The organism is Streptomyces lacaronensis (genome assembly GCF_047337785.1).
GTDB lineage: Bacteria > Actinomycetota > Actinomycetes > Streptomycetales > Streptomycetaceae > Streptomyces > Streptomyces lycopersici.
The window spans coordinates 4,050,117-4,065,549 of record NZ_JBLHDK010000003.1 but is presented as its reverse complement, the minus strand read 5'-3'; the positions used below and the strand labels follow the sequence as shown (position 1 = coordinate 4,065,549).

Annotated in this window: 14 protein-coding genes; 12 read left to right on the top strand and 2 right to left on the bottom strand. The window is 69.8% G+C overall.

Annotation, left to right across the window (positions count from 1 at the left end; translation table 11 throughout):
* The first annotated feature begins 47 nt into the window (after window positions 1–47).
* The 9 genes from ACMTAK_RS17090 to ACMTAK_RS17050 all read left to right on the top strand — a co-directional run bounded on the left by ACMTAK_RS17090 (window position 48) and on the right by ACMTAK_RS17050 (window position 9,629).
* Window positions 48–845 carry an enhanced serine sensitivity protein SseB C-terminal domain-containing protein gene (locus ACMTAK_RS17090; protein ID WP_413807024.1) on the top strand — a complete coding sequence of 266 codons (798 nt, stop codon included), beginning with the start codon at window positions 48–50 and terminating at the stop codon, window positions 843–845.
* A 478-nt stretch (window positions 846–1,323) separates the two neighbouring features.
* Window positions 1,324–2,328 (top strand): ABC transporter permease, encoded by a 1,005-nt coding sequence (locus tag ACMTAK_RS17085; RefSeq protein WP_413807023.1) that lies wholly within the window; start codon window positions 1,324–1,326, stop codon window positions 2,326–2,328.
* A gap of 131 nt (window positions 2,329–2,459) precedes the next feature.
* Window positions 2,460–4,220 (top strand): ABC transporter substrate-binding protein, encoded by a 1,761-nt coding sequence (locus ACMTAK_RS17080; RefSeq protein WP_413807022.1) that lies wholly within the window; start codon window positions 2,460–2,462, stop codon window positions 4,218–4,220.
* Window positions 4,221–4,356: 136 nt separating this feature from the next.
* Entirely contained in the window at window positions 4,357–5,355 is a 999-nt protein-coding gene (locus ACMTAK_RS17075) for an ABC transporter permease (protein WP_413807021.1), read from the top strand.
* Window positions 5,352–6,494, top strand: coding sequence for an ABC transporter ATP-binding protein (locus ACMTAK_RS17070; protein ID WP_413807020.1), 1,143 nt, complete (start codon window positions 5,352–5,354; stop codon window positions 6,492–6,494). The genes ACMTAK_RS17075 and ACMTAK_RS17070 overlap by 4 nt, the downstream gene beginning before the upstream one ends.
* A gap of 20 nt (window positions 6,495–6,514) precedes the next feature.
* Window positions 6,515–7,591 (top strand): ABC transporter ATP-binding protein, encoded by a 1,077-nt coding sequence (locus tag ACMTAK_RS17065; protein WP_413807019.1) that lies wholly within the window; start codon window positions 6,515–6,517, stop codon window positions 7,589–7,591.
* Window positions 7,592–7,643: 52 nt separating this feature from the next.
* On the top strand, window positions 7,644–8,303 hold the full coding sequence (locus tag ACMTAK_RS17060) for a trimeric intracellular cation channel family protein (RefSeq protein WP_413807018.1): 660 nt from the start codon (window positions 7,644–7,646) through the stop codon (window positions 8,301–8,303).
* A gap of 61 nt (window positions 8,304–8,364) precedes the next feature.
* The gene (locus ACMTAK_RS17055) at window positions 8,365–8,751 is read left to right on the top strand and encodes an ArsR/SmtB family transcription factor (protein WP_413807017.1); all 387 of its coding nucleotides are present in this window, start codon (window positions 8,365–8,367) and stop codon (window positions 8,749–8,751) included.
* The gene (locus tag ACMTAK_RS17050) at window positions 8,748–9,629 is read left to right on the top strand and encodes an SRPBCC family protein (protein ID WP_413807016.1); all 882 of its coding nucleotides are present in this window, start codon (window positions 8,748–8,750) and stop codon (window positions 9,627–9,629) included. Before ACMTAK_RS17055 ends, ACMTAK_RS17050 begins: the two co-directional genes overlap by 4 nt.
* Window positions 9,630–9,738: 109 nt before the next feature.
* Here ACMTAK_RS17050 and ACMTAK_RS17045 read toward each other — a convergent pair whose 3' ends face one another.
* Window positions 9,739–10,611 (bottom strand): alpha/beta fold hydrolase, encoded by an 873-nt coding sequence (locus tag ACMTAK_RS17045; RefSeq protein ID WP_413807015.1) that lies wholly within the window; start codon window positions 10,609–10,611, stop codon window positions 9,739–9,741.
* Between the two features lie 158 nt (window positions 10,612–10,769).
* On the opposite strand from ACMTAK_RS17045, the gene ACMTAK_RS17040 reads away from it, so the two are divergent.
* Complete coding sequence (locus ACMTAK_RS17040) at window positions 10,770–11,939, top strand: cysteine desulfurase family protein (RefSeq protein WP_413807014.1); 1,170 nt, start codon at window positions 10,770–10,772, stop codon at window positions 11,937–11,939.
* A gap of 206 nt (window positions 11,940–12,145) precedes the next feature.
* A complete protein-coding gene (locus ACMTAK_RS17035; protein WP_413807013.1) occupies window positions 12,146–13,579 on the top strand; it encodes a hypothetical protein in 1,434 nt (477 codons plus the stop codon).
* A 10-nt stretch (window positions 13,580–13,589) separates the two neighbouring features.
* On the opposite strand, the gene ACMTAK_RS17030 is transcribed toward ACMTAK_RS17035, so the two are convergent.
* A complete protein-coding gene (locus ACMTAK_RS17030) occupies window positions 13,590–14,264 on the bottom strand; it encodes an N-acetylmuramoyl-L-alanine amidase (protein WP_413807012.1) in 675 nt (224 codons plus the stop codon).
* Window positions 14,265–14,490: 226 nt separating this feature from the next.
* On the opposite strand from ACMTAK_RS17030, the gene ACMTAK_RS17025 reads away from it, so the two are divergent.
* Complete coding sequence (locus tag ACMTAK_RS17025) at window positions 14,491–15,402, top strand: TIGR03619 family F420-dependent LLM class oxidoreductase (protein WP_413807011.1); 912 nt, start codon at window positions 14,491–14,493, stop codon at window positions 15,400–15,402.
* Window positions 15,403–15,433 lie beyond the last annotated feature (31 nt).

The following is a 15,433-nucleotide window of genomic DNA, read 5'->3' as shown; positions in this document are numbered from 1 at the left end:
GCTCCCCGGTGAGGTGTGGGCAAGGCGATGAGAAGGGGCGGACCCAGGTGAGCGCGGGCGCGGATTGGGGGGCGGCGGCCGGCCAGGTTGAGCGAGCGTTGCAGCAGGTCGCTCCCGGCCGGTACGACGCCTACGAGGCGCTGCTGCACGCCATCGGCGAGGGCCAGGTCTGGATGCTGCTGTGGCACGGCGCGCCCGGCTCCCCCGACGCACAGTACGGGAACATGGACGTGGACGGCCTCGGTTACGCCCCGTGTGTGACCTCCGCGCAGGAACTGGCCGCCAGTGGCTGGAACCGCGCGCATGAGGTGGTCGAAGGACGCCTCATCGCCGACTCGCTCTACCGCGACCGCTACGGCCTCTGGCTCAACCCCCACGCCCGCGGCGGCGGAGTGGGCATCCCCTGGCCGGATCTGCGCCGGATCGCGGGCGGTCTGGACCGGCTGCCCGCCGGGCCGCTGCGGCTGTCCGAGCCCGCCATCGACATCCCCCAGTTCTACGCCCTGTTGGGGCAGAACGCGCATCGCACCGCCGCGGTGCGATCGCTGCGTCGCGTCTGGGTGCAGCCCGCGCTGGGCGCCCCGTACCTGGCGATCGGCCTGGATCTGTACGACACCGGCGCCGCGTCGGTGCAGTCGGTGCGGGTGATGATGGAGCAGTCGATCACCGCCGTGCCGGACGGGCTGCCGGTCTCCACGGTCGCGCTCTCGGACGAGTACGATCCCGTCGCCATGTGGATGCGGGCCAACGCCCGGCCCTTCTTCGACCGTGAGGCCTATGGCGCCGCGTCCGCCGCGCCGCCGTCGTACGGCTACGGCTATCCGCCGCCGCGCCCCGCGTACTGAGCCACCGCGCCCCGCGTCCTGAGCCGCCGCGCCCCGCGTACCGAGCCGCCGCGTACCGAGCCGCCGCGCCCCGCGTGCCGAGTCCCCCGTCCCACGTACTGAGCCGCCGCGTCCCGCCGCGTCCCATCGCGTACTGAGCCGCGCACCGATTGACGGGATTGCCCGACCGGCCTTCCGCCCCTATCGGGCCGAACCCCCCATTACGGGCGCGAGGTTACTGCTGCGTTCTCGTGTCGCGACCGTCCGTATAGCGGAGCGGTACTCACCACATCACGGTTAGGCATCCATTGTCCGGGAGTACTGGCGGGTGATCACAAACGCGTTGAAGACTCCCGCTCCAAGGGGTGCGGTTCCTGTGTACGACCCCTTCCGAGAAGGTTCCGTACCAGAACGCGACTTTCACCCAGGTTGTGGACGAAGCCGCCACAGCGGCGAGTCGTGGGCCGGTCACCACCGGCCGAGAGGGGTCTCCACCACGATGACGGCACCATTGCACGGCACGAGCACGGACAGCGATCCGGTCGCGACTGCCGATGTAGCGGCGGATGTGGTCAAAGCGTCCGTCGAAGGCAGATCGCTGCGGCAGATCGCCTGGTCACGCCTGAAGCGGGACAAGCTCGCACTGACGGGTGGCATCGTTGTCGTCTTCCTCGTACTGGTGGCGATCTTCGCTCCACTCATCGTGAGTCTGCTCGGGCATCCGCCCAATGAGTTCCACCAGGAGGAGATCGACCCGCTGTTCGGCACCCCGAAGGGATCCCTGGGCGGTATCAGCCCGGACTTCCTCTTCGGTGTGGAGCCGTCCAACGGCCGCGACGTCTTCAGCCGGGTCATCTACGGCGCCCGGATCTCGCTGCTGGTGGCCTTCCTCGCGGCGGTGGTCGCGGTGGTCCTCGGCACCATCTTCGGCATCATCGCCGGGTACTTCGGCGGCTGGGTGGACTCGCTGATCAGCCGGGTGATGGACATGCTGCTGGCCTTCCCGCAGCTGCTCTTCATCATCTCCCTGGTCTCGGTGCTCCCCAACGACCTGCTGGGGCTGACCGGCAGCGGGGTGCGGATCGCGATCCTGGTCTCGGTCATCGGCTTCTTCGGCTGGCCGTACGTGGGCCGCATCGTGCGCGGCCAGACGCTGTCGCTGCGCGAGAAGGAGTACATCGAGGCCGCGCGGAGCCTGGGCGCCGGCCGGCGCTATATCCTCTTCCGTGAGCTGCTGCCCAACCTGGTGGCGCCGATCACCGTCTACACGACGCTGATGATCCCCACCAACATCCTCACCGAGGCCGCGCTCAGCTTCCTCGGCGCGGGCGTGAAGCCGCCCACCGCCTCCTGGGGGCAGATGCTCTCCAAGGCGGTCGGCACCTATGAGGACGACCCGATGTTCATGATCATCCCGGGTGTGGCGATCTTCGTCACGGTGCTGGCCTTCAACCTCTTCGGCGACGGCGTCCGCGACGCCCTGGATCCGAAGGGCACCCGATGACGGCGCGGCACCCGGCCGCCCGGTCGTACTCGAACGCAATCAGCAGCCCCTGCCACATCCGGCAGACGGCTCCCCAAGGTATTCCGCGGCGCCATGCTCAGGACCGCTCTAACCCGGAGGTTGCAGCAACTATGAAACGTTCGTCGAGAAGCAGGCGGATCGCCGGAGCCGCGGCTGTCGTCGGCGCTCTCCTGGCCACCGCCGCTTGCGGTGGGGGCGGTTCCGACGACGAGGGCTCGGGTGCCGGGTTCAACGCCGCGGTGAAGGGTGTCGCAGCCAAGTCCGCCAAGAAGGGCGGCACCCTCAAGTTCATCAACAAGCAGGAGTTCGACTCCCTCGACCCGCAGCGTCAGTACTACGGGTTCGCCTGGGACTTCTCCCGCTTCTACGCGCGCCAACTGATCTCCTACACGCCGAAGCCGGGCAACGCCGCGAACGAGCTGACCCCGGACCTCGCCACCTCCACCGGCAAGATCACTAACGGCGGCAAGACCTACACCTACACCCTGCGCGACGGGATCACCTGGGAGGACGGCTCCCCGATCACGTCCAAGGACATCAAGTACGGCATCGAGCGCATCTGGGCCAAGGACGTCGTCTCCGGCGGTCCCGGCTATCTGCGCCAGGTCCTGGACCCCAAGGGCGAGTACAAGGGCCCGTACAAGGACAAGGCCAAGGACAAGCTGGGCCTGAAGGCGATCCAGACGCCGGACGACAAGACCATCGTCTTCAACCTCGCCAAGCCCAACGGTGACTTCGAGCAGATGCTCGCGATGCCGACCGGCTCCCCGGTGAAGGCGGACAAGGACACCGGCGCCAAGTACACCAACCGGCCGTTCTCCTCCGGTCCGTACAAGGTCCAGTCGTACACCCCGGGCAAGAGCCTGTCGCTGGTCCGCAACACCAACTGGAAGAAGGCGTCCGACCCGATCCGCCCGGCCCTGCCGGACAAGGTCTCGGTCACCTTCAACTCCAACCTCGAGGCGATCGACCGGCTGCTGATCAAGGGCGACTACGACGTCTTCCTCAGCGCCACCGGTATGACCCCCTCGGGCCGCAACGACGCCCTCAAGCACAACAAGGGCAACGTCGACAACATCACCACCAGCTTCGTCCGGTACGTCGACTTCACCACCAAGGTCAAGCCGTTCGACAACATCCACTGCCGCAAGGCGGTCATCTACGGCACCGACTACAAGTCGCTCCAGACCACCCGCGGTGGCCCGCAGGCCGGTGGTGACATCGCCACCAACATGCTCCCCAAGAGCGTGAAGGGCTCGGACAACTACGACCCGTACGGTGTCCTGAAGCGCGGTGGCAAGGCGGACGTGGCCAAGGCCAAGGACGAGCTCAAGCAGTGCGGCAAGCCGGGTGGCTTCTCCACCAGCATCGTGGCCCGCAACGACCAGCCCGCCGAGGTCGACGCCGCCGAGGCGCTCCAGGCGTCGCTGAAGAAGGTCGGCATCAGCCTCAACGTGGAGCCGATCCAGGGCAGCACCTCCGCCAGCATCACCGGTTCGCCGTCGGTGATGAAGAAGCGCGGCTACGGCCTGTCCATGACCGGCTGGGGCCCCGACTTCCCGACCGGCCAGGGCTTCTCCCAGCCGCTGATCGACGGCCGCTTCATCGAGCAGACCGGTAACTACAACGTCTCCGAGACCAACAACGCGGAGATCAACAAGTACTTCGACGACGCGCTCAAGGAGACCGACCCCAACAAGGCCGGCGAGATCTACCAGAAGATGAACCACAAGGTCAGCGACCTGGCCGTGCAGATGCCGTTCATCTACGAGAAGAACATCACCTGGCGCAGCTCGCGGCTGACGAACGCCTTCTCGTCGGCGGCCTACAACGGCCGCTACGACTACTCCCAGCTGGGCGTCGTCAAGTGACGGCCGGTCACCCGACCCGCCGCACACGTTAACCATCGCCGCACCCGATAGGCCCGAAGGGCAGGTGATGGCCGCGGGCGGTGGCCCGTGACACCCCTCGACCGGGGTATCACGGGCCACCCCCGGGCCGCGCACAGTGCTTGCTTATCTCATCCGGCGCTTGTTCGCCGTCGTCGTGATGCTGTTGGTCGTCACCCTTACGACCTTCGCCATCTTCTTCGTGATCCCGAAGTGGGCCGGTTCCGATCCCGCGCTGCTGTTCGTCGGCAAGCAGGCCGACCCCGCGGCCATCGAGGGCATCCGCCAGAAGCTCAGCCTCGGTGATCCGGTCCTGGTGCAGTTCTGGCACTTCGTCCAGGGCCTCTTCGTCGGCCGGGACTACGCCAACGGCACGGACGTCACCCACTGCCCGGCGCCCTGCTTCGGCTACTCCTTCCGTACCGAGCAGGCCGTGTGGCCGCAGCTCACCGACGCCATGCCGGTGACCCTCTCGCTCGCCGCGGGCGCCTGTCTGCTGTGGCTGGTGGGCGGCATCACCACGGGTGTCGTCTCCGCGCTGCGCCGGGGCACCCTGTGGGACCGCTCCGCGATGACGGTCGCGCTGGCCGGTGTCTCGCTGCCGATCTACTTCACCGGTCTGCTCTCGCTGGCGATCTTCAGCTACTCGCTGAAGTGGGTCAACGTGGACTACAAGGGGCTCGGTGACGATCCGGCGATGTGGTTCGAGAGCCTGATCCTCCCGTGGATCACGCTCGCCTTCCTCTACGCGGCGATGTACGCCCGGCTCACCCGGGCCACCATGCTGGAGATCATGGGCGAGGACTACATCCGCACCGCCCGCGCCAAGGGCCTGCGGGAGCGGGTGGTCATCGGCCGGCACGCGATGCGTTCGACCTGGACCCCGGTCCTCACCCTGCTCGGCCTCGACCTGGGCGCGCTGCTGGGTGGTGCGGTCCTCACCGAGACCACCTACAACCTGCCCGGCCTCGGGCGGCTCGCGGTGAACGCGATCACCGAGAAGGACCTGCCGGTCATCCTCGGCGTCACCCTGATCGCGGCCGTCTTCATCGTGGTCGCCAACCTCGTCGTGGACCTCCTGTACGCCGTCATCGACCCGCGAGTGAGGCTCGGATGACCGACCTGACCAAGCCCTCAGGACAGCCCGGGAACGGCGATCTGCCGGCCACCGGGACCGCCGCCGTGGGCGAGGTGGCCGCGGCGGGCTCGCCCGCCCCCACCGCCTTCCTCGAGGTGCGCGATCTGCGTGTCCACTTCCCCACCGACGACGGTCTGGTGAAGTCCGTGGACGGGCTCAGCTTCCGGCTGGAGAAGGGCAAGACGCTCGGCATCGTCGGCGAGTCCGGCTCCGGCAAGTCCGTCACCTCGCTCGGCATCATGGGGCTGCACACCGCGGGCCAGTACGGCCGCCGCAAGGCGCGGATCTCCGGTGAGATCTGGCTCAACGGCCAGGAGTTGCTGGGCGCCGACCCCGACGAGGTGCGCAAGCTGCGCGGCCGCGAGATGTCGATGATCTTCCAGGATCCGCTGTCCGCGCTGCACCCGTACTACACCATCGGCCGCCAGATCATCGAGGCGTACCGGGTGCACCACGAGGTCACCAAGGAGGTGGCCCGCAAGCGCGCGATCGAGCTGCTGGACCGCGTCGGCATCCCGCAGCCCGACAAGCGCGTGGACAGCTATCCGCACGAGTTCTCCGGCGGTATGCGCCAGCGCGCCATGATCGCGATGGCGCTGGTCAACAACCCCGAGCTGCTGATCGCCGACGAGCCGACCACCGCCCTGGACGTCACCGTCCAGGCGCAGATCCTCGACCTCATCCGGGACCTCCAGAAGGAGTTCGGCTCGGCGGTCATCATCATCACCCACGACCTGGGCGTGGTCGCCGAACTCGCCGACGATCTGCTGGTGATGTACGGCGGCCGCTGTGTCGAGCGCGGCCCGGCCGAGAAGGTCTTCTACGAGCCCCAGCACCCGTACACCTGGGGGCTGCTGGGCTCGATGCCCCGTATCGACCGCGACCAGACCGAGCGGCTCATCCCGGTCAAGGGCTCCCCGCCCAGCCTCATCAACGTGCCGTCCGGCTGCGCCTTCCACCCGCGCTGCCCGTACGCCGATGTGCCGAAGGACAACATCACCCGCACCGAGCGGCCGGAGCTCACCGAGGCCGGGGGCGGCGGGCACTTCTCCGCGTGCCATATGACGCAGGACGAGCGCACCCGGATCTGGACCGAAGAGATTGCGCCGAAGCTGTGACCGACACGAAGGATCCGAAGATGACGGTCCCGGAGAAGGCGACGACGTCGCCCGAGCCCCTGCTCAAGGTGTCGGGTCTGGTCAAGCACTTCCCCCTCAAGAAGGGGCTGTTCCAGCGGCAGTCCGGAGCGGTCCAGGCGGTCGACGGGCTCGACTTCGACGTCCGGCCGGGGGAGACCCTGGGCGTGGTGGGCGAGTCCGGCTGCGGCAAGTCCACCATGGGGCGGCTGGTCACCCGGCTGCTCGAACCCACCTCGGGCAGGATCGAGTTCGAGGGCAAGGACATCACGCATCTCAATACCGCCCAGATGCGGCCGATGCGGCGCGACGTCCAGATGATCTTCCAGGACCCGTACTCCTCGCTGAACCCCCGGCACACCGTAGGCGCGATCGTCAGCGCGCCCTTCCGGCTCCAGGGCGTCACCCCCGAGGGCGGGATCAAGGCGGAGGTCCAGCGGCTGCTGGCGCTGGTCGGGCTCAACCCCGAGCACTACAACCGCTATCCGCACGAGTTCTCCGGCGGTCAGCGGCAGCGCATCGGCATCGCCCGGGCGCTGGCCCTCAAGCCCAAGCTGGTCGTGGCCGACGAGCCGGTCTCGGCGCTGGATGTGTCGATCCAGGCGCAGGTGGTCAACCTGCTGGACGACCTCCAGGACGAGCTGGGCCTGACGTATGTGATCATCGCGCACGACCTGTCGGTCATCCGCCATGTCTCGGACCGGATCGCGGTGATGTACCTGGGGAAGATCGTGGAGCTGGCGGACCGCAAGGATCTCTACGAGCGCCCCATGCACCCGTACACCAAGGCGCTGCTGTCCGCGGTGCCGGTGCCGGACCCCAGGCGGCGCGCCAAGCGGGAGCGGATCCTGCTCAAGGGCGATGTGCCCTCGCCGATCGCCCCGCCCTCCGGCTGCCGCTTCCACACCCGGTGCTGGAAGGCGACCGAGGTGTGCAAGCGGCAGGAGCCGCCGCTGGTGTCGCTGGCCACCGGCCACCAGGTGGCCTGCCACCACCCCGAGAACGCTGCTGACCAGGCGCCGGAGGAGAGGCCCGGTGCCGAGTCGGTACAGAAGGTGACGAAGAAGACCGACAGCTGAGACGGGACGGGGTCCGGACGGGGCCGTGGGCCTTCGCGGATAACAATGTCGCGTGCCCATCGAACTGTTCACCCCGTCCGTCCAGCACGCCCTGGAAGTCGCCGGGATCTTCGTCTTCGCGATATCCGGCGCGCTGCTCGCCGTCCGGAAGAACTTCGATGTCTTCGGCATGGCGGTGCTCGCCGAGGTCACCGCGCTGGGCGGCGGTGTCTTCCGCGATCTGGTGATCGGCGCGGTGCCGCCCATCGCCTTCACCGACCTCGGCTACTTCCTCACCCCGCTCGTCGCCACCGCGCTCGTCTTCTTCCTCCACCCCGAGGTCGAGAGGATCACGGCGGCGGTGGGGGTCTTCGACGCGGCCGGGCTGGGGCTGTTCTGCGTCGAGGGCACGATGAAGGCGCATGACTTCGGGCTGGGCCTCACCTCGTCCGTCACCCTCGGCATGGCCACGGCGGTCGGCGGCGGTGTGCTCCGCGACCTCCTCGCCCATGAGGTGCCCTCGCTGCTGCGCTGGGACCGGGACCTGTACGCCGTCCCGGCCATCGTCGGCTCCTCGACAGCGGCGCTGCTGCTCCATTTCGACGCCCTTACGGCGGCCACGAGTGCGCTCGCGGCCGCCATGGCGTTCGCGGTTCGGCTGGCGGCGATGCGGTTCGGCTGGCGCGCGCCGAGGGCGTGGAACCGGCGCAGTACGGCGACGGAGGAGCCCTGAGGGGCTCGCTCCACGCTTTCATTCCCTTGCGGTTATATAGCCGAGGCGTTATGTTGAGGCCATGGCCATACCGTTCGATGTGCTCGCGGAGCCGAGTCGGCGGCAGATCCTGGACCTCCTGCTGGAGCGGCCCCGCCTGGTCGGTGAGCTGACCGAGCACCTGGGGCTCACCCAGCCCGGCACCTCCAAGCACCTGCGGGTGCTGCGCGAGGCCGGTCTGGTGCGGGTCCGCCGGGACGCCCAGCGCCGCTGGTACGAGCTCTGCCCGGAGCCGCTCGCCGAGGTGGACGCCTGGCTGGCGCCGTACCGTCGGCTGTGGACCGACCGTCTCGACGCGCTCGAACGGCACCTGGACACGATGCCGGAGCTCCCCGAGGCGACCGGCGAACCCGAGCCACCCGACGCACGCGACGCACCCCCCGACGCACCCGACGGAGAAGCGCCATGAAAGACACCCTCGCCCAGTCCGACGGCGGCCGCTCGGCCCTGCGCCTCGAGCGCCGGCTCGCCCATCCCCCGGAGAAGGTCTGGCGGGCGCTCACCGATCCCGCCCAGCTCGTCCACTGGTTCCCCTCCGAGGTCCAGGTGGAGCTGAAGGTCGGGGGCAGGATGGGCTTCGTCTTCCCCGGGCGCGAGGGCCCGGACATGGACGGCGTCGTCACCGAGCTCGATCCGCCCCATGTCTTCGCCTTCACCTGGGGCGAGGACGAGCTCCGCTGGGAGCTGCGCCCCGAGGGCGACGGCTCTGTGCTGACCCTCACCCACACCTTCGGCGACCGCTTCGGCGCGGCCAGCTTCGCCTCCGGCTGGCACGCCTGCATCACGGGGCTCGCGGCCCTGCTCGGCGGCGAGGAGGTCGCCCACGGCGACATGACCGAACTGCACGAGCAGTACGTCGAGGCGTTCGGGCTCGCCGAGGGCACGGTGGAGACCACCGGGGACGGCGGCTGGCGGCTGCGCTTCGAGCGCCAGCTGGTCCGCCCCGCCGAGACGGCATGGCGGGCGCTGACCGGCCCGGCCGCCGACACCACCGCCGAACCGGCGGCCGGAGCGCCGGTCCCCTCGGGCTTCCGCACGGACGCGGTCCCGGCGGGCCCGATCACCGAGGCGCGCCCGCCCCGGATGCTCACCTACGACTGGCAGCGCGGCGGCCACCCCGCCGGAACGGTCCGCTGGGAGCTCACCGAAGGCACCGGCCACGGCGCCCGCCTCATCCTCACCCAAACGGGCCCGGCGGCCGCCGATGCGGAACGCACCGAAGCCCAAAAGGCCTGGCGCCACCACATCGCCCTCTTCGCGGCCGAACTTCTCCGGATGAGCACCTGAACCTCGAGCCCACCCAATCCAGCCCGTCCGGCGTTTGAGGACCGGGGCCCGGGGTGGAGCCCCGGTTCGGGAAGGGGCGGGATAGGGGAGCAATCGCCGTAGGCGCCCCTCAGCCGTCGCCGAGGAACCCACTGAGCACAGCCGTGAGCTCCGCAGGCGCGTCCTCCTGCACCAAATGCCCCGCCCCCTCGATCAGCCGAAGCCGCGCCCCCGGAATCCGAGCGGCCAGCTCATCCGCGTGCGCCACCGGAATCCACGCATCCTCCGTGCCCCAGCACACCAGCACCGGAGGCTCAACCTCCCCATATCGTCCCTCGATCTCATCGATGAACCGCTGATCGTTCTGCGCGATCTGCCGGTAGAACGCGGGCTGCCCCGACTCACCACACCACGGCTCGACGAGCCGCTCCCACACCGCCGGGTGCAGCCCCGGCCCGCCCGTCGACCCGATGTACTCCCGCACCAGCGCCCGGTGCAGCGCCGGTGGAAGCTGCCCGAAGACCTCGGCGTGACCGCCGAACAGCTGATAGGCGGCGGAGCCGAAGGGTGGAAGGGCCACCGGATCGACCAGCGCCAGCCGGCGATACCTCGCACCGTGCAGCAGATGCGCGCGCAGGGCGACACATCCGCCGAAGTCATGGGCGACGACGGCCGGTTCCGCCCCCTCCCCGGTCAGTCCCCACTCCTCGAGCAGCTCACCGAGGACCCGGCCCTGGGCGGCCAGCGAGACGTCCTGGTCGGCCCGCTTCTCGGAGGTCCCATAGCCCGGCATGTCCCAGACGAACACCCGGTACCGGTCGGCCAGCGCACGGGCGACGCCCCGCCACACATACGACGAGAACGGCGTGCCGTGCAGCAGCACGACCGGCGACGCGTCCGGCGCGCCGAACGCGGCCCAGCGGACCTCGCCGGAGGAGCTGAGGTAGGTGCGGTCCAGGTTCCACTCGGTCTTCCATCCGGTCTTCCACTCAGTGCCTGTCATGAGCAAAACCGTAGACACTCCTTACCGCCGCTGTCGAGGGGTTACCGCGGGACGATCCGAAGAGATGGCGCGAAAAGCCCTGCGCAAGCCACGCCCACGCGCACTCGGCCGCGCACCCGGTACGCACCCCCGCAACGCCTCGTAGAATCGAGGCCACCATGGTTTATCTCGACCACGCCGCCACCACCCCGATGCTCCCGGAGGCGGTGCAGGCGATGACCGCCCAGCTCGCCGTCACGGGCAACGCCTCCTCGCTGCACGCCGCCGGCCGGCGTGCCCGCCGTACCGTCGAGGAGTCGCGCGAATCCCTGGCCGCCTCGCTGGGCGCCCGCCCTAGCGAGGTCGTCTTCACCGCCGGGGGGACCGAAGCCGACAATCTCGCGGTCAAGGGGCTCTTCTGGTCCCGCAGGGACGCCGACCCGGCCCGCGTCCGGCTGCTCGCCAGCCCCGTGGAGCACCACGCCGTGCTCGACGCGGTCGACTGGCTCGCCGAGCACGAGGGCGCGCGGGTCGAATGGCTGCCGGTCGACTCCCTCGGGCGGGTCCACCCCGAGGCGCTGCGCGAGGCGATCGCCCGCGACCCCTCGGCTGTCGCCCTCGCCACCGTGATGTGGGCCAACAACGAGATCGGCACCGTCCAGCCGGTCCGTGAACTCGCCGCCACCGCCGCCGAATTCGGCGTTCCGCTGCATGCCGACGCGGTCCAGGCGTTCGGCCAGATCGAGGTCGACTTCGCCGCCTCGGGGCTGGCCGCGATGACCGTCAGCGGCCACAAGATAGGCGGTCCCTATGGCATCGGCGCACTGCTGCTCGGCCGTGAGTACACGCCCGTGCCGGTGCTGCACGGCGGCGGCCAGGAGCGTCAGGTGCGCTCCGGGACGCTCGACACCCCGGCCATCGCCGCCTTCGCCGTGGCCGGTACGCATGCCACCGAGCACCGCGAGGAGTTCGCCCGCGAGGTCGGCGCCCTGCGTGACGCGCTGATCACCGCCGTCCGTACCGCCGTGCCCGACGCGGTCCTCGGCGGTGACCCCGATCCGGCGGGCCGGCTCCCCGCCAATGCCCACTTCTCCTTCCCCGGCTGCGAGGGCGATTCGCTGCTTCTGCTGCTGGACGCGCAGGGCATCGAATGCTCGACGGGCTCGGCCTGCACGGCCGGTGTCGCGCAGCCCAGCCATGTGGTCCTGGCCACCGGCAGCGACCCCGAGCTGGCCCGGGGCACCCTGCGCTTCTCGTTCGGCCACACCTCGACCAAGGCCGATGTGGAGGCCGTCGCGGAGGCGATCGGCCCGGCGGTGGAACGGGCGCGCGGGGCGGGGCTCAGCTGACGGCCTCGCCGGCGGCCCCCGCCCGGACCGCCTCATCATAACCACGGAATTCGAATTGTTCCGGCGGCCATTTCACATAACCTACGGAACATCAATCTCCGCTTGAAATGGCGGAGAGCCGTGGGAAAGGATTTACCCGTCAACGAGACCTGTCATGCGGGATAAGCGCACAGGTTTTCTTCACGGGGAAATCCAGGAGTTCATCGATGTCGCAGCCTTCGCTGCCGCCGCACCACCAGCCGTCGCACCAGCCCCCGCAGCCGCAGGGGGTACGGCGGCCGCCGTCGCGGGGGTGGCGCTCCAAGCCCGCCCTGAAGCTGATCGCGGGCGGGGTCCTCGCGGCCGCCCTGGTGAGCGGCTGCGGGTCCGGGGATGACGACGGCGGTGAGAGCGGGGGCTCGTCCAAGGGCGCCCAGGCGAAGACGCTGGGCAAGGTCGCCATGCCGAAGGTCGGCAAGGAGGCCAACACCATGGGTACCTGGGTGACGGACTCGACCTTTGTGAAGGGCGACGTCAACAAGCTCGTCGGCTACTCGCTGGACGGCGCCGAGTCCAAGTGGCGGATTCCACTCGGCGGACAGCTCTGCTGGGCCTCACCGCATATGACCAAGGACGGTCTGACCGCGATCCTGTTCCGGGACGGCGCGGGCGAGGACGCGCTGTGCACCAAGGTCGGTCTTGTCGACCTGAAGAAGGGCAAGCTGGTCTGGCAGAAGGAGGGGTCGGACAGCGAGGGCAACGCCGGGGTGCAGTTCGACGAGGTCACCATCGGCGGTGGCACCGTGGCCGCGGGCGGCACCGGCGGCGGCGGAGCCTGGTCGCTCGACGGCAAGCCGCTGTGGAAGCCCGCGTACCTCGCGGACTGCGACGACAACGGCTACGCGGGCGGCGATGACAAGATCGTCGCGATCCGGGGCTGCGACAGCGAGGACTCCAGCACCGAGCGGCTGGAGGTTCAGACGGTCGACCCCAAGACCCGCGATGTGAAGTCGTCCTACAAGCTGGACGAGAAGGTCGAGTACGCGCATGTGATCTCCACCGCGCCGCTCGTCGTGGCCGTCGACACCGGCGACTCGGACGCCGGGACCGGCACCACGGACATCCTGACCATCGACGACAGCGGCAAGCAGGGCAAGCTGCTCAGCACGATCGACGTGCTGGCCAAGGGTTACCAGCCCAACTGCCCGGCCACGAGCGTGGAGGGCTGCACCGAGCTCGCCCTCGACAAGGCGAGCAGCACCCTCTACCTCTCCTCGGAGGTGGACGTGGACCACGGCGGCCCGGGGGACCGGATCAGCGGCCTGAATCTGAAGACCGGTAAGGAGACCGGGAAGACGAAGATGGCGGAGAGCCGGTCGCTGATCCCCGTCCAGACCGATGACGACGGCTCCCTGATCGCCTATCTGGGCTCCATGTACAGCGAGGCCGGCGGGGTCGTGCGCGTCGACCCCAAGACCTTCGCGATGGAGACGCTCCAGACCCACCCGGACGACATGAAGGACGTGGAGTCCGACATGGACACCTACGGGGAGTGCACCATGATCTACACCGGCAAGAAGCTCTACATCGGCGACAGCCGGGCGAGCAGGCCCACCAGCGACAGCGCGGCCCGTCCGCTCGCGATCGTCTTCGGAGCCTGAGCCGGGTCCGTCACTTCGCCGTCCGTGCCACGCGCACCGCTCGCACCAGCCGTATATAGCGGTCCCAGTCCCAGTGGCGGCCGGGGTCGGTGTGATCGGTGCCCGGCACCTCCACATGGCCGACGATGTGCTCACGGTCCCGGGGGATGTCGTACCGCTCGCAGATCGACGCGGTCAGCCGTGCCGAGGCGCGGTACATCGGGTCCGTGAAGGAGCTCGGGTCGCTCACGAACCCCTCGTGCTCGATGCCGATACTGCGCTCGTTGTAGGAGCGGTTGCCCGCGTGGAACGCCACGTCCAGCTCCCGGACCATCTGCGCGATATGCCCGTCGCGGCGCACCACATAGTGCGCCGCGGCGCGGTGTCCGGGGTCCCGGAAGACCCGCACCGCGTCGTCGAAGCTGCCCTGGACCACATGGATCACCACCCGGTCGATGACGTAGTCGTCCGGGCGGTCCGCCCATCGCCAGTTCGCCCCCGAGGCCGCGATCCACTTCGCGCCCGGCTGATCGACCGCCCCCGCCTTACGGGGCTTGTCGATCCCTGGCAGCCGCCACCACATCCGGGCCAGCTCGTCCCGCGCGGCATAGGCCGCGACACCCGCCCCGAGACCGGCCGCCGAACCGCCGATCAGGAGGGTGCGCCTGTTGACGCGGCGTCCACCGCCGGTCGTGGTCTCGCTCACGGAACGCTCAACGCGCGGGGGAGGGCGTCGGGTTCCGGCCGCCGGGATCATGGCGGGAACCGTTCGTCCCGGGTGGTGGCCCTCTGGCCTCCCGGGTAGATGAACTTTGAACTGTCTCTGGGCCTCGTGCCTCCCGTACTTCCCGGTACCTCTCCGTACTGTGGAGTGCGTCCGCCGGAACGTGTCCGCCGGAATGTGTCCATCCGCTCGACGAGGAGCTGACGGTATGCGTATCGGATTCGCCCTTCCCCAGTTCGGTCCGCTCGCCCACCACCCCGAGGACATCGCGCGGTTCGCGCGCCAGGCCGAGGAGCTCGGCGCGGACAGCCTGTGGGTCGGGGACCGCCTGCTCGCCCCGGTCGACCCGATCGTCGGCTACGCGGGCACCGATGTGATCCCGCCCGAATTCCGCGCCGCGCTGGACCCCTTCGCCGTGCTGGCCACCGCCGCCGCGGCCACCGAGCGGGTCGGGCTCGGCACCGATGTGATCAACGCCCCCTGGTACCCGCCCGCGCTGCTCGCCCGCTCCCTCACCACCGTCGATCTGCTGAGCGCGGGGCGGCTGCTGGTCGGGCTCGGCACCGGCTGGTCGCCCGAGGAGTACGAGGCGGTGGACGTCCCCATGGCCGAGCGCGGCCGGCGCCTGGACGAATGCCTGGACGCCCTGGACGCCTGGTGGACCCGGAACCCGGTCGAGTACCGCGGGGACCACTGGACCGTGCCCGCCTCCCACGTGGACCTCAAACCGGCCTCGCGCCCCCGCCCGCCCGTCTACCTCGCCGCCTTCGCGCCCGCGGCCATGCGCCGGGTGGCCCGGCGCGCCGACGGCTGGCTGCCCATCGCGGTCGTCCCCGCCACGTCCGGAGCGCCCGACCCCATCGCCGCCCTCGCCGAGCGGCTGCCCGGGGTGCGGGAAGCGGTCGAGCGGGAGGGCCGGGACCCGGCGGCATTCGACGCGATCCTGCGCGTCAACCCGAGCGCCGACGCCTCCGTGGACGACATCGCGACGGCCCTGGTCCGGGCCGAGCGGGAGGCGGGCATCCAGCACGCCTTCGTCGATCTGATCTACCTCGGCAAGGACGCCGACCAGGCCCTGGACCTCGTCCAGCGGGTGCTGGAGCGGGCGCGGGCGAGCTGAGCGGGGCGGTGGCAGGCCGCTCCATACCCAT

Coding starts and splice junctions, on each gene's coding strand:
- ACMTAK_RS17065 (WP_413807019.1), top strand. CDS start 6,515: ATGACGGTCCCGGAGAAGGCGACGACGTCGCCCGAGCCCCTGCTCAAG.
- ACMTAK_RS17070 (WP_413807020.1), top strand. CDS start 5,352: ATGACCGACCTGACCAAGCCCTCAGGACAGCCCGGGAACGGCGATCTG.
- ACMTAK_RS17085 (WP_413807023.1), top strand. CDS start 1,324: ATGACGGCACCATTGCACGGCACGAGCACGGACAGCGATCCGGTCGCG.
- ACMTAK_RS17050 (WP_413807016.1), top strand. CDS start 8,748: ATGAAAGACACCCTCGCCCAGTCCGACGGCGGCCGCTCGGCCCTGCGC.
- ACMTAK_RS17035 (WP_413807013.1), top strand. CDS start 12,146: ATGTCGCAGCCTTCGCTGCCGCCGCACCACCAGCCGTCGCACCAGCCC.
- ACMTAK_RS17040 (WP_413807014.1), top strand. CDS start 10,770: ATGGTTTATCTCGACCACGCCGCCACCACCCCGATGCTCCCGGAGGCG.
- ACMTAK_RS17080 (WP_413807022.1), top strand. CDS start 2,460: ATGAAACGTTCGTCGAGAAGCAGGCGGATCGCCGGAGCCGCGGCTGTC.
- ACMTAK_RS17025 (WP_413807011.1), top strand. CDS start 14,491: ATGCGTATCGGATTCGCCCTTCCCCAGTTCGGTCCGCTCGCCCACCAC.
- ACMTAK_RS17055 (WP_413807017.1), top strand. CDS start 8,365: ATGGCCATACCGTTCGATGTGCTCGCGGAGCCGAGTCGGCGGCAGATC.
- ACMTAK_RS17045 (WP_413807015.1), bottom strand. CDS start 10,611: ATGACAGGCACTGAGTGGAAGACCGGATGGAAGACCGAGTGGAACCTG.